16 protein-coding genes are annotated in these 13,797 nt (G+C 36.8%); 2 read left to right on the top strand and 14 right to left on the bottom strand.

The window, feature by feature from the left end:
• Positions 1 to 8: 8 nt before the first annotated feature.
• From RNZ47_RS08470 to RNZ47_RS08405, 14 genes are all read right to left on the bottom strand, one after another.
• Complete coding sequence (locus RNZ47_RS08470; protein ID WP_311938807.1) at positions 9 to 551, bottom strand: YfiT family bacillithiol transferase; 543 nt, start codon at positions 549 to 551, stop codon at positions 9 to 11.
• 21 nt (positions 552 to 572) lie between these two features.
• Positions 573 to 995, bottom strand: coding sequence for a hypothetical protein (locus RNZ47_RS08465; RefSeq protein WP_311938806.1), 423 nt, complete (start codon positions 993 to 995; stop codon positions 573 to 575).
• Between the two features lie 164 nt (positions 996 to 1,159).
• Complete coding sequence (locus RNZ47_RS08460) at positions 1,160 to 2,092, bottom strand: peptidylprolyl isomerase (protein WP_311938804.1); 933 nt, start codon at positions 2,090 to 2,092, stop codon at positions 1,160 to 1,162.
• 112 nt (positions 2,093 to 2,204) lie between these two features.
• Complete coding sequence (locus RNZ47_RS08455; RefSeq protein WP_311938802.1) at positions 2,205 to 3,755, bottom strand: acyl-CoA carboxylase subunit beta; 1,551 nt, start codon at positions 3,753 to 3,755, stop codon at positions 2,205 to 2,207.
• Positions 3,756 to 3,811: 56 nt separating this feature from the next.
• Positions 3,812 to 5,251 carry an acetyl-CoA carboxylase biotin carboxylase subunit gene (gene accC, locus RNZ47_RS08450; RefSeq protein WP_311938800.1) on the bottom strand — a complete coding sequence of 480 codons (1,440 nt, stop codon included), beginning with the start codon at positions 5,249 to 5,251 and terminating at the stop codon, positions 3,812 to 3,814.
• 204 nt (positions 5,252 to 5,455) lie between these two features.
• Complete coding sequence (locus RNZ47_RS08445; protein WP_311938798.1) at positions 5,456 to 5,941, bottom strand: acyl-CoA carboxylase biotin carboxyl carrier protein subunit; 486 nt, start codon at positions 5,939 to 5,941, stop codon at positions 5,456 to 5,458.
• 84 nt (positions 5,942 to 6,025) lie between these two features.
• Positions 6,026 to 6,580, bottom strand: coding sequence for an NUDIX hydrolase (locus tag RNZ47_RS08440; protein ID WP_311938796.1), 555 nt, complete (start codon positions 6,578 to 6,580; stop codon positions 6,026 to 6,028).
• Positions 6,581 to 6,589: 9 nt separating this feature from the next.
• On the bottom strand, positions 6,590 to 7,741 hold the full coding sequence (locus RNZ47_RS08435; protein ID WP_311938795.1) for an aminotransferase class V-fold PLP-dependent enzyme: 1,152 nt from the start codon (positions 7,739 to 7,741) through the stop codon (positions 6,590 to 6,592).
• A gap of 88 nt (positions 7,742 to 7,829) precedes the next feature.
• Positions 7,830 to 8,918 (bottom strand): M42 family metallopeptidase, encoded by a 1,089-nt coding sequence (locus RNZ47_RS08430; RefSeq protein ID WP_311938793.1) that lies wholly within the window; start codon positions 8,916 to 8,918, stop codon positions 7,830 to 7,832.
• Positions 8,919 to 9,219: 301 nt separating this feature from the next.
• Positions 9,220 to 9,888 carry an NAD-dependent epimerase/dehydratase family protein gene (locus RNZ47_RS08425; RefSeq protein ID WP_311938791.1) on the bottom strand — a complete coding sequence of 223 codons (669 nt, stop codon included), beginning with the start codon at positions 9,886 to 9,888 and terminating at the stop codon, positions 9,220 to 9,222.
• A 6-nt stretch (positions 9,889 to 9,894) separates the two neighbouring features.
• Entirely contained in the window at positions 9,895 to 10,260 is a 366-nt protein-coding gene (locus tag RNZ47_RS08420) for an EthD domain-containing protein (protein WP_091607752.1), read from the bottom strand.
• 17 nt (positions 10,261 to 10,277) lie between these two features.
• On the bottom strand, positions 10,278 to 11,183 hold the full coding sequence (locus tag RNZ47_RS08415; protein ID WP_311938788.1) for a helix-turn-helix domain-containing protein: 906 nt from the start codon (positions 11,181 to 11,183) through the stop codon (positions 10,278 to 10,280).
• A 43-nt stretch (positions 11,184 to 11,226) separates the two neighbouring features.
• A complete protein-coding gene (locus tag RNZ47_RS08410) occupies positions 11,227 to 11,631 on the bottom strand; it encodes a nuclear transport factor 2 family protein (RefSeq protein WP_311938786.1) in 405 nt (134 codons plus the stop codon).
• Positions 11,632 to 11,655: 24 nt separating this feature from the next.
• Positions 11,656 to 12,123 carry an SRPBCC family protein gene (locus tag RNZ47_RS08405; RefSeq protein ID WP_042501853.1) on the bottom strand — a complete coding sequence of 156 codons (468 nt, stop codon included), beginning with the start codon at positions 12,121 to 12,123 and terminating at the stop codon, positions 11,656 to 11,658.
• A gap of 307 nt (positions 12,124 to 12,430) precedes the next feature.
• Here RNZ47_RS08405 and RNZ47_RS08400 point away from each other — a divergent pair, with 307 nt between their 5' ends.
• On the top strand, positions 12,431 to 13,111 hold the full coding sequence (locus RNZ47_RS08400; protein WP_311938780.1) for a DUF4294 domain-containing protein: 681 nt from the start codon (positions 12,431 to 12,433) through the stop codon (positions 13,109 to 13,111).
• A 3-nt stretch (positions 13,112 to 13,114) separates the two neighbouring features.
• Positions 13,115 to 13,741, top strand: a complete 627-nt coding sequence (trhA, locus tag RNZ47_RS08395; protein ID WP_311938778.1) for a PAQR family membrane homeostasis protein TrhA — start codon at positions 13,115 to 13,117, stop codon at positions 13,739 to 13,741.
• The last annotated feature ends 56 nt before the right edge of the window (positions 13,742 to 13,797 follow it).

Genomic DNA, 13,797 nt, shown 5'->3' with positions numbered 1-13,797 from the left:
TTAATTAATTACCAACCTTTTCGTCTCAACAAATTTTCAATATGGGCAAAATGATGGTTGCTATGCCATGCATAAATGCCTATGTTTTTTTTCAAAATGACTTTATCGTTGGTGTCCGGATGAATAAAGTATTTGTTTAAATCGTTGTCAGATAGGGTTTTAAGCAAATACACTAATTTAAAATGAATCGCCTTTAAATGATTTAGTGACATTTGAATAGGTGCCGATTTAGCATCGTTAAGGGCCGCCCAACGCGCCTCGTAATACGGCTTTATAACTGGGTTTTCTTCGGTTAAAGTCCATTTAAAACGTGTGTAACTATGGTGGTGACTATCTGAAAGGTGATGGATAACCTGCCTAATCGTCCAACCATCCGGCCTATATGCCGTATCCAATTGTTCATCAGAAAGGTTTTTTACCAAATTTTCCAAGCGGTTGGGAAACTGTTCTAAAGTGGCAATCCAATTTTCAATATGTTCTTTTGAAATGGTTTTCGGACTCTCAAACTGGCCAATAGGATATTTTAGGTTTTGTAGCTCTTGTTCTCCCATACAAACACATATAAGTAATAGTTAGGCAATTTCAATAACACCTTGTTTTACATAGTTTACGGCTTCAAAAATAGTATTGAAATGTTTGATATTTTTAGTGTAGAACAACCTTTCAATCATACCGTTTAATGTCACCGTTTTGTTTGGAGAAACGATGCAATATGCTTTTAAAGTGTAACTGTGCTTAAAAAACTTTAACCAATCTAAAGCTACAACGGAATAAGAGTTAATACGATTGGAAATATAAATAACATCTGCTCCGTTTGTACCTAAAAAAGCGGATACGTCATCAACAATTAATTTAGCTTGATTATCCCAATTAATGATTTGTCCTTGGTTAATTTCAGAAACCACAAACCCATTAAATATATATATGTTGCCAAAAGAGTATGTGAACTCTTTTATGACTTCTGAATATAAATAGGTTTCTTTTAAACTAACCATTACCTAAATATATATTTACACGAGTTTTGCAAGAAATTTAATCGATAAACAAATAGATAATTAGCCGTAATGTACCAAAACAAAAAAAACATCCATAGCGGATGTTTTTTTTTGAAACTTATTTATTGAAGTAAATTTTGAGTCGCCCGATAGGGGACGCACTATTATTTTACATCCATCAGCTCGACATCAAAAATTAATGTGGCATCTGGTGGAATTACTCCGCCTGCGCCTCTGCTTCCGTATCCTAAATCGCTAGGGATTACCAAACGCGCTTTATCGCCTACATTTAACAAACAAATACCTTCGTCCCAACCCGCAATAACTTGACCGACTCCAACAGGAAACTCAAGTGGCTGGTTGCGTTTGTATGAAGAATCAAACACGGTACCATCTGCCAATTGCCCTTTGTAATGTACCGATACGGTTTTACCTTTTTCGGCTTTGGCACCTTTTCCTTCTTGAATGATTTGGTAGCGCAAACCGCTATCTGTTTTATTAAAACCAGCTGCTAATTTATCTAATTCAGCATCCGCTAAAGCTTTGACTTCTGCCAATCGTTTTTCCCTTGAACCCTCAAAGGTTCTAAAGGCCTCAACAGCATTAAAAGCTTCTGCATCAGCACCAACTCTAATAATCTCTAAACTATCGATAAGATCGCCTTGTGCAATGGCATCAACTACATCTTGGCCTTCTTCAACTTTACCAAAAACGGTATGATTGTTATCTAACCAAGGAGTTTCAATATGTGTAATAAAAAACTGACTACCGTTTGTGCCGGGGCCAGCATTTGCCATAGATAAAACGCCTGGGCCATCATGTTTTAAATCTGGGTGAAATTCATCATCAAATTTATATCCTGGATTTCCTGATCCCGATCCTTGTGGGCAACCACCTTGAATCATAAAATCTGGAATAACCCTATGGAATTTTAAGCCATCATAATATGGCGTACCTTGTGGTTTTACCGAGTTTTCCAAGTTTCCTTCTGCCAAAGCAACAAAGTTACCTACAGTTCCTGGTGTTTTTTTGTACTCTAAAGCAACAAGAATTTCTCCTTTTGTTGTGTTGAATTTTGCGTATATTCCGTCTTGCATGGTTCTAATTTTTAAGAAAGTGCAAAGGTAGCAATGATTTACGAATTTCGTTTTATGAATTCCGATTTTTTAATGTTAATAGAAGTTTAAAGCAACCCTTGACAATGGCTATTTAAAGTGGAATATTGCCGTGTTTCCGCTTGGGTATTTCAACTTTTTTATCTTCCAACATACTAAAGGCCTTAATTAATTTTCGCCTCGTGTTTTTTGGCAGAATTACCTCGTCTATAAAACCCCGTTCTGCGGCACGATAAGGGTTTGCAAATTTTTCAGCATATTCGGCTTCTTTTTTAGCAAGCTTTTCAACCGGATCGTCGGCATTGGCTATTTCTTTTTTAAAGATAATTTCACTCGCGCCTTTTGCGCCCATTACCGCAATTTCGGCTCCCGGCCATGCATAATTTAAATCCGCTCCAATATGTTTGGAATTCATAACATCGTAAGCACCGCCATAGGCTTTTCTTGTAATTACCGTTACTCGTGGTACGGTAGCTTCACTTAAAGCATACAATAGTTTGGCGCCGTTTACAATAATACCATTCCACTCTTGGTCGGTGCCTGGTAAAAATCCGGGAACATCAACCAAAACGAGCAACGGAATATTAAAACAGTCGCAAAAACGGGTAAAGCGTGCTGCCTTTTTAGAGCTATTTACATCTAAAACGCCTGCTAAAAACTGCGGCTGATTGGCAACGATACCAATACTTTTTCCGCCTAAGCGTGCGAAACCCACAATGATGTTTTCGGCGTAATCTTTGTGAATTTCGTAAAAGGAATCCGTATCGATAATCCCAGCGATTACGGCATGCATATCGTACGGTTTATTAGGGTTGTCTGGAACAATATCCGATAATACATCTCGTATTTCATCATGGAGTTCAAACGCCATTCTATTTGGAGTTTCGGTATTGTTTTGAGGCAAATAACCCAATAGATTTTTTATATCTTCTAAACATTCAATATCGTTAGCCGAGGTTTTATGGGCCACACCAGATTTTGAAGCATGGGTGTAAGCACCGCCTAATTCTTCGCTTGTAACTTCTTCATTGGTCACGGTTTTTACAACATTGGGGCCTGTAACAAACATATAGCTTGTGTTTTCTACCATCATTGTAAAATCGGTCATTGCCGGAGAATACACCGCGCCACCGGCACAGGGTCCCATAATGGCCGAAATTTGGGGAATAACGCCTGAGGCTTGTACATTTCTGTAAAAAATATCGGCATATCCACCTAACGAGCGCACACCTTCCTGAATACGCGCCCCACCAGAATCGTTAAGCCCGATAATGGGTGCACCAACTTTAACGGCCAAATCCATGATTTTACAGATTTTTTCGGCATGTGTTTCGGAAAGTGCCCCACCAAAAACGGTGAAATCTTGGGCGTAAATATATACCAATCGGCCATTAACAGTGCCATAGCCCGTTATAACGCCATCGCCGTAATAGATTTGGTTTTCCATACCAAAATCGGTGGTTCTGTGCGTTACCAAAGCACCAATTTCCTCAAAGGAACCTTCGTCCATTAAATAGTTTACGCGTTCTCTCGCCGTTAGTTTTTTCTTGGCGTGTTGTTTATCAATACGTTTTTGCCCGCCACCTAAATGCGCTAAATGTAGTTTCTCGTTTAACTTATCTATTTTGTTTTGCTTTGAATCCATATTTTATCTTTTGTTGTTGAGCGTATAACTCTGAAAACTGCGTCTGAAAACTGTGACTAATTTGGCAATCGTAATTGTTTTTGGTCTTTTAAATACTGCTTTAAAGCAATCAGTGCAGCGATTTTAGCTTCATTTTCAGTTGCTTTTTGTAATGCCGCAGGCGCGTAATGGTTTTTTACAAAATGCGTATCGAAATCTCCGGAACGAAACGCTTCATGCTCACACACATATTTACCAAACGCCAATGTGGTTTGAACGCCTTCAACATGATAATTTTCTATGGCTTCAATCATAAGCTGGATAGCGGCTTCCCGGGTTTTTCCGTAAGTAATTAATTTGGCAAGCATCGGGTCGTAATAAATAGGTATTTCCATACCTTCTTCAAAACCATTATCGACACGAATGTTTTTGTCTATGGGCAGTTTGTACGTTTCTAAAGTGCCCACACTTGGTAAAAAATCGTTTAAAGGATCTTCGGCATAAACCCGTAATTCCAAAGCATGCCCTTTTATTTTTAAATCTTTTTGATTGATTTGAAGGGCTTCACCGCGAGCCACGCGAATTTGAAGTTCAACCAAATCGACACCACAAATTAATTCGGTAACCGGATGTTCTACTTGCAAACGCGTATTCATTTCCAAGAAATAGAAATTATGGTTTTCATCCAATAAAAACTCAACAGTTCCAGCGCCTAAATAATCACAGGATTGAGCGACTTTAATGGCGGCTTCACCCATTTTTTCTCTTAATTCAGGGGTTAAAACAGATGATGGTGCTTCTTCAACCACCTTTTGATGACGCCGTTGGATACTGCATTCACGTTCAAAAAAATGTAAAATATTACCATGGCTGTCGGCTACAATTTGAATTTCAATATGACGCGGCGAACTCACATATTTTTCTATAAAAACGGAACCATCGCCAAAAGCCGAAGTCGCTTCACTAATAGCGCGCTTCATTTGCGACTCTAAATCGCTTTCTTTTTCAACCACGCGCATACCTTTTCCGCCCCCGCCAGCTGAGGCCTTTATCAATATTGGAAAACCGATTTCTTCAGCGATGGCTTTTGCTTTTTCAACATCGGTAATGGCTTCATCAATTCCGGGAACCATGGGGATGTTGTATTGTTTTACAGCTTCTTTGGCAGCCAGTTTACTGCCCATCATTTTAATGGCTTTTGATTTTGGACCAATAAAGATGATGTTGTTTGTTTCGCACAATTCGGCAAAATCGGCATTTTCACTTAAAAAACCATATCCCGGATGAATGGCGTCGACCTTAAGCTGTTTGGCAACTTCTATAATTTTATCGCCTCGTAAATACGATTGATTTGAAGGTGGATCGCCAATGCAAACGGCTTCGTCTGCAAATTTAACATGGGGCGCATTTCTATCGGCCGTAGAAAAAACAGCAACTGTTTTTAGTCCCATTTTTTGAGCGGTCTTCATCACTCTAATGGCTATTTCGCCTCGGTTTGCAATTAATATTTTTTTCATTAAAAAATATATTTATTTCATTTCCTCGAAGGAGGAAAATAGTTTTATACTTTAAACCTACAAGGTTTTTAAAACCTTGCAGGAAATTATTTTGGATACTTGTGCATTATGCGTAAAAGCCATCAATTCACGAATATTGAATTACATTTTTTTGATAGTAAAATGGTGTCATTAAATATTCGTGTATTCGTGGCTGCTTTTCATTTATTCGAATTCAATTAACAACTGATTTTTCTCTACAGCGTCACCTTGGCTTGCAGTAATCGATTTAATTATCCCATCTCGTGGCGAGGTAATTATGTTTTCCATTTTCATAGCTTCAAGAATAAGCAAGGTGTCGTTCTCTTTAACTTCTTGATTTTCTTTAACCTGTATTTCCAGAATTAAACCGGGCATGGGCGCTTTAATGGAATTGACGTGTTTTGTTGAGCCTATTGCAAAACCCATCTCTTTTATCAAAATATCTAAATCGTTGAAAATATTTATGTTATACCTGTTGTTGTTAACTTTTACTTGATATGTTTTGTTGTTAAAATTTGATTCTTGAATATCGACTTTATATGATTTATGATGATGAATAACATGAAATTCAGAGTCTGAAATTTGAATGGCATCAAGTTTTGAAACAGCTTCTTGATTGATTTCAAAATCGAAGGTATTATTGACGTTGGTTTTGAAGGTTTGACCCATAGTTTACAAATTGATTAGTTGTAAATATAAGCAATATTATAAGCTGGTTTATTTTTTTAGAAGCCGAATTTAAGTGAAAGGAAGTTAGGCAATGGCCTGTAAAATGTTTTGAAATACAGTTTCGTAATACGATCTATTTGACGCCACAAAGTGATTGTTATTTGTGTTTATGCTGTCAATAAGGTTGTTGAAATCATCAAAAGAAACGAGTTTTAAGGCTTCAACTTCGTCTTTTTGAGGCGTTAATTCGTCAATTGAAACGCTTAATTCGCAGATAAATGCGTGATGAAATTCGTTGTCGACAATGCCATTTTCATAAGATTGAAAACATTCAAAAACACCAATTCTATTCAAATCGCATTCAGAAATATCCAATCCAATTTCTTCTTTGGTTTCACGAATAGCAGCTTGTTTTATAGTTTCGCCGGCATCAACATGTCCGGCAACAGAGACGTCCCACAATAGCGGGCAAATGGTTTTTTTTGCCGAACGTTGCGCTAATAAAATATGTCTATATTGAGTGTAAAACCAAACATGGGCCGTATTGTGGTAATGGCCTTTTTGGTGGATGATTGATTTGAGTACAGACTTACCCGTTGGTTCGCCTTGTTTTGTAACGATATCAATAAATTCCTCCATGTTTTTACTTTATAAATGTGAAGCTATACAAGCAACAAGCGGTTTAAAATCCTCTGCCGTATTAAACAAATGGCAAGAAATCCTGATGTAATTACCACGAAACGACACAAAAATATTTTTACTGAATAAGTCTTTCTTTAAAGCATCAAGATTTAATTCTTTTGGTAGTTTAATTCCAAATAGGTGGTGTGTTCTGTAATGGTCGTCTTCAATGATACAACCTAGGTTTTTCAATTCTTTTACGGCTTCAGCAGAAATATCTTTACAATAACCTTGAATCCTTTTTGGCGTCCATTCCAAAACTTGATTTAAAGCTTCAATTTGCATTTTCACGTAGATAAAATTTCCGCTTTCACCAACCGAATAACGATTGGCCAACGGTTTGTATTCCCGTTGATAATTAGTAAGTCCAGCAAAGTTTTCGCTATCTAATCGGTTCGACCAATTTTCTTCAATCGGATTTCCATTATCAAAGTATTCGCCAAAATACCCATAGGCACATCCGTAAGGGCCAAAAAGCCATTTGTAACCAGCGCAAATAAGGGCGTCTGGCTTAATGTCTTTTACCGAAAAAGGTAACGCACCAACCGATTGCGATCCATCAATAATTAAAAGCGCAGCGTGTTGTTTTGCTTTATTGCTAATCGTTTTTAAATCGAACAAACTGCCGTTGGACCAATGGATGTTTCCCATAGCAATTACAGCGGTATTGCTGTTTATAGCGTTTAAAATGGCTTCGTTCCAAAGCTTAACACGATTGGTTTCCGTATTTGGAGCGCTCACCGTTTTTATTTTAGCATGGTATTTTTTGGCTAATTTTTGCCAGGAATAAACATTGCTGGGAAACTGCTCGTCAATAATTAAAATCTCATCATGTTCCTTTAAAACTATGTTATTCGCAACGGTTGCCATACCGTAAGATACCGATGGCATGGTAGCAATGCGATTAAAATCATTGGCATCAATCAATTCTGCAAATAGTTTTTTAAGCTCGATAACCGGTTCAAAATAATCAGAAACCCTAATGTCATAAGGCCTATTTTTTTGTTTTAAACCTTCTAATCCAGCTTCATAAATCGATTTGAAAGCAGGCGATTGGCTCGCAATGTTCAAATACGTTATATCCTCAGGAATATCAAATAATTGTTTCTGATGTTGCATGACATAGAGTTTATGTTAGGTTGGCCGCAGTCCGTATGTTTCAAAAGTAATCCACTGCGTTCAACCGGACATTTTAATCTTATTCTGCTTATTTAAAATACGAAAACGTTTCCCCGTCTTTTATTTTAAGTAGCGTTTCGTAAATTAGTTTTATCACGTTTTCCACATCGTCTCTATGCACCATTTCTACCGTGGTGTGCATGTAGCGCAGAGGTAACGATATTAATGCTGAAGCAACGCCACCATTGCTATAAGCAAAAGCATCGGTGTCGGTGCCGGTGGCTCTTGAGAGTGCCGAACGTTGGAAAGGTATCTTTTTGGCCTCGGCGGTTTCGGTAATTAAATCGCGCAGTTTTTGCTGTACCGCTGGCGCATAAGCTATAACGGGACCTTTGCCCAATTCCAGATGACCTTCTTTTTTCTTTTCAATCATCGGGGTAGTGGTGTCGTGCGTAACATCGGTAACAATGGCCACATTGGGTTTAATGGTGTGGGTAATCATTTCCGCACCGCGCAAACCAATTTCCTCTTGAACGGAATTGGTAATGTACAATCCAAAAGGCAGTTCTTTTTTATTCTCTTTAAGCAATCGCGCCACTTCGGCAATCATAAAACCACCCATGCGGTTATCTAAAGCGCGACAAACAAAATTATCTTTATTTAAAATATGAAATTCGTCCGGATAGGTAATTACGCAGCCCACGTGCACACCCAGCTTTTCAACATCCTCCTTGGTTTTGCAACCGCAATCAATAAAAATATTATCTGGTTTTGGTGCTTCTTCTTTAGCTTTATTGCGCGTATGGATGGCCGGCCAACCAAAAACACCTTTAACAATGCCCTTTTTGGTGTGGATATTTACAATTTTACTCGGCGCAATTTGGTGGTCGCTACCGCCGTTTCTAATCACGTAAATCAATCCGTTGTCGCTTATGTAATTCACGTACCACGAAATTTCATCGGCATGTCCTTCAATAACCACTTTGTATTTTGCCTTCGGATTTATTACACCAACCGCAGTGCCGTAAGTATCGGTAATAAACTCATCCACATAAGGTTTTAGGTAGTCCATCCACAATTTTTGCCCTGTCCATTCGTAGCCGGTTGGGGCGGCGTTGTTTAAATATGTTTCTAAAAAGTCTATCGATTTTTTATTAAGAATGCGCTTTTTTGCCATGTTTTAAAATTTTCAACTAAAATAATAATATAAAACGGAAATGATAGATTTAAGCAGGCTCTTATTACGAAAAGTTTTGGGCGTTACCCAAGGGTCGGGCTTTACGTTGCAAGTCCTCGCGCCAAAAAAGGCGCTGTGGGCTTTCCTCTGCAATCCCTAACGCAGGTGTTTGCTAACTCCGGTTTTAACCATTGCGCTGTTTTGTTTTTTGGAACGGTTAGCCCTTTGAAGAAAACCATGTTTCACAAATAGCTTAAAACGGCTTGTTTTTTAACTCAGTTCTTTGTTGTGTGCTGTGCATTTATACTATTATTTTGGCAATCTTATTTATATCAGCACCTTCCAAATGTTTTAGGGGATGAGGGTTATTGTCTAAATTAATCATTGCTCGCCCAATTCTAGAAGTGGTTGTTACTGACTTCATTCTTTTTAATAAAGGAAAAATGGGTTTAGTGATAACATAGAAAAAATTATACAGTTTAGTTTTAGATTTCACACCACGTTCAGGTAAAATAGCTCCTGGTCTAAACGCATAAGCATCCTTAAAACCTTTGTTTAAAATAAAATTTTCGGTTTTGCCTTTTACTCTTGCCCACATTGAGTTACCTTGCTCAGAACTGTCTGTTCCTGCACCTGAAACATATGTAAAAAGTATATTAGGATTTACACTATAAATTGCATTAGCTAGTGCTTCAGAAATTGTATAAGTGAGTTTATAATATCTTTCTTCAGATATACCAGCTGACGATACGCCCATACAATGAAAACAAGCATCATAGTCTTTGAATTCTGCTTTAATGTTGTTGAAATTTGTAAAATCCTGATGCAAAATTTCTTTTATCTTGGGATGAGAAATGTCAATTGGGTTTCTGTTGATTAATAAAACCTTTTCAACTGTTTCATTATCTATACATTCCAACAAAACTCCCTTGCCTACCATACCAGTTGAACCTGTTAGTATAACTTTCATAACAAGTTATTCGTTTTTATGTTCGGAAACTTCAACCATAACTACTCGAATAGAGCCTGGTTTAAAAAGGTTCTTTTCGTCTTCATTGATCTTTGCCTGAATTTCTGTGTTATTAATATCTTCTAGAAATTGATTGAAAGCCTCTGGGTCAGACCAAATAGATTCTGTTACTACATCATATTCCAATTCTCCTGAAAAGCCTTGAGGGTAAATTATCTGGTTACCCAGAAGAAAATTTCTTCTTATGGTACATTTTTTTAAAATAGGAAGAAGTTCAACACATAAAGGTGTATGTTGGTTTGCGTAGTAGTTTGCAAAATCTTCGTGCGACATTCCGTCTTTTCGCTTTGCGAAGGTTAAATATTTCACCATTGATTTTTATTTTAGAATTAATTTAATTGTCTGTATTTGTTTGGCGACATGCCAACTTTCTTTTTAAAAAGGGTTCCAAAGGACTGAGGATATTCAAAACCTAGATCGTATGCAATACCACTTACGGATGCATTTGATGACAATAATAGATTTTTGGCTTTTTCAATAAGGTGAAAATGGATATGCTCTTGTGTATTCTTTCCTGTTTCTTTTTTCAGTAAATCACTCAAATAGTTTGGTGAAAGATTCACTTGGTCTGCACAAAATTTTACGGTTGGAATCCCTTGTTGTATGGAATTGTCCGAATTAAAGAAATCGACCAATAATTCTTCGATTTTTTCTACAACATCCTGTTGGTGTGTACTTCGCGTATAAAATTGACGGTCGTAAAATCGATTACAATAGTTGAGTAATAATTCCAAATTAGAAACAATGACGGTTTGACTATGTTTGTCTATATTTTGCTGACATTCGTCTTCTATTGCCTCAATGCATCGCGAAATTTTTTTCTTTTCTTTTTCCGATAGATGCAATGCTTCATTGGACTTATAAGAAAAGAATCCATATGATTTTATGTTCTTGCCTAAATCAGATTTTTGAATTAAATCTGAATGAAAGTATAAGGCCCAACCGTTTTCATTTAATGTTTTAGGTTGTTTTTTTGCTTCGAATACTTGTCCAGGTGAACTAAAGACTAAAGTGCCTTCTTCAAAATCATAGTATTGCCTGCCATACTGAAGTTCACAATTCTCGAATTTTAAAGAAATCATATAAAAATCCCAAATGTATTTTTGGTTGAACAGTTCTTTAGTGAGTTTAATATCCTTCATATTTACCAATGAAATAGCAGGATGCATAGGCTTATTCAATCCTAAAAGGTGATGCATCTGACTAATTGATTTTATTTCTCTAAATTCTTCCATCTTGTTAAGATAATAATTTGTATTTAAAAAGTCTTTGCATTATTTATCCAAAAAAGACCTCATTTGCGTGCATAGTATCCATATATTCTTTCCAAGTACAAACTTTTTCGTCTTTTATTTCCATTAGAATATGAAAATGATTATTGTAGGTTTTACCACTAATATGATTTCCAAGAGATTCGGCTTCAATGGCAACTCGACTTCCTTCTACTGTCATAGCTTTTGTTTTAAGGCTCAGTCCTTCGGGAAAACCTTCTCTTGTTCTTTTACCAGCTACGATTACAAAATCTTTGGTATGTGTGCCTGAAATTGGCATACTACCAGCTACCCAAACAATAGCATCTTCTGCAAAAACTTCATTTACGTATTCCCAATTATCATTACTAATTGCTTCTATTACTTTCTGTGCTAACACTCTATTAGCTTCATTGTTTTTTAAATTTTCCATTTTAATTTTTTTTGCGTTTATTCTTTAAACATTTACATTGTGATAGGCATTGTATCCTTTCTGCCAAACAGGTAATTGTGATTTCATTCTTGACTTTAGAAACCATTTAAAAAACCAACCTGTACCGAAATATTTTGGCTCAAAGCTTCCTTTGTATTTCCATAACATTCCGCCATTCTTCGATTCGTAGAAAAATTCGCCCTGGTATTTATTTACAGGCATACCTCCTTCGTGTACAGCATAACTGAAATAATTTGGTGGGTCAAAACCAACGATATCTTCGGTAAGGTTTATATCTCCAATCAAAATTTTTCTTACAGTTCCCAAGCCTTGTGGATGGTCTGTGCCTTCTTTAACGACAACAATTTCTCCCGCCATAATTTCGGATTGAGAATACCATTTGTAGTCAACGAAAAACTCCCAGAATTTTTGAAGTTCTATATTTGGATAGAAGTGTGAAAGTTCGAAAGAAACTAATTTTGAATTTGCCATTTCAATTGTTTGTGATTTTATACCACAAAATTGCAGGCTTTTTATTGAAAGAAATTAAGCAGATTACGGATTATCTAATTCAATTTACTGTTTTTGTTTTTTCCCGCATTGCAAACAACAATCATATATAATTAATATTAACTATATATCTATTATGTGTGCACTAAGATAGCAAATCTTTGATTTCTGTAAAGGAATTCATATTTTTTTTTCGCACAAAACCCAATGTTTTCGTATTTTATAACTTAGGTGTCTAGTTTTAAGAAATTCAGTATTTTTGGCATAATAAATGTCCCATGTTTTACAGATGAATTTTTTAAAATACATATGCGTACTTTTTCCGTTATTGGCCATGGCTCAAATCAGTGATATCGAGCCAGATTCTACGGCCGTAAAGTACATTATTATTGAGGGCGATTCCATACCGCGGACGGCGATTGACTTAGACGAGGTGATGCTGTTGCACGAGCTTAAATTTGATGGTAAAGAAGACCGTATACGCTATTTGATTTTACGCCGGAAAACCATAAAAGTGTATCCGTATGCAAAAATGGCCGCCGAACGTTTGGATTCCATGAATAAACGATTGGCAAGTATTGAAAAGAAACGCCATAAAAGAAAATACGCAAAGCGTGTTCAAAAATATATTGAGGGCGAGTTTTCGGATGAATTAAAAAAATTAACGCGTACCGAAGGCCAGATTTTGGTAAAACTGATTCACAGGCAAACCGGTGAAACGGCCTTTAATTTGGTTAAGGAATTGCGCAACGGTTGGCGCGCCTTTTGGTACAACACCACGGCGAGTATGTTCGATATTTCCTTAAAGCGGGAGTTCGATCCGCTTAACGTAAAGGAAGATTATTTAATTGAAGATATTTTACAACGCAATTTTCAAAGCGGTCGTTTAGAGCGGCAAAAATCGGCCACCAAATATGATTTTTTCGATTTGACCAATAAATGGCTAAAACCAACTACAAACAACCAGTAATTTATGCGTACACAAAGCCCCTTTGAGGAAAAATTAAACAGCATCACGCACGGTATTGGTGCTTTATTTGGTATTGCGGCATTGGTGTTGCTTATTGTTTTTAATACCGAAAAAACAAATTGGAGCTTGTTTAGCGTTATTGTTTACGGCATTTCCATTATCGTGCTGTTTATGGCCTCAACCTTTTATCATGCGGTAAAAGGGGAGAAACGCAAGCATTATTTTAGGATTGTAGACCACATAAGTATTTACATTTTAATAGCCGGAACCTACACACCGGTGTGTTTAATAGCCCTTGAAGGAAGTTTGGGCTGGCCACTATTTTGGGCAGTTTGGATTATTGCCGCTTTTGGGGTGATTTTAAAACTGTTTTTTACAGGGCGTTTTGAGGTGTTTTCCACACTTTTGTATTTGGTAATGGGCTGGCTTATCGTTTTTGACTTTACCAATCTATCCAAAGCTATGGGTACCGATGGCATTTTGTTTCTTTTTGCCGGCGGCTTATCGTATACGGTGGGCATTGTTTTTTATGCCATTCAAAAGATACCGTTCAATCATGTTATTTGGCATTTGTATGTTCTGGCTGGGGCCATTTGTCATTTTTTTATGATTTTCTTTTATGTGATATAAGGCTTGAAATTCTTATGAAAGAAAGATAAAACATCTATTATAATGTCCATTTTTAT

The organism is Hwangdonia seohaensis (assembly GCF_031932625.1).
GTDB classification, from domain to species: Bacteria; Bacteroidota; Bacteroidia; order Flavobacteriales; family Flavobacteriaceae; genus Hwangdonia; species Hwangdonia seohaensis.
Note: the sequence above shows the minus strand (reverse complement) of the source record. Positions and strands in the feature narration are given on the sequence as shown.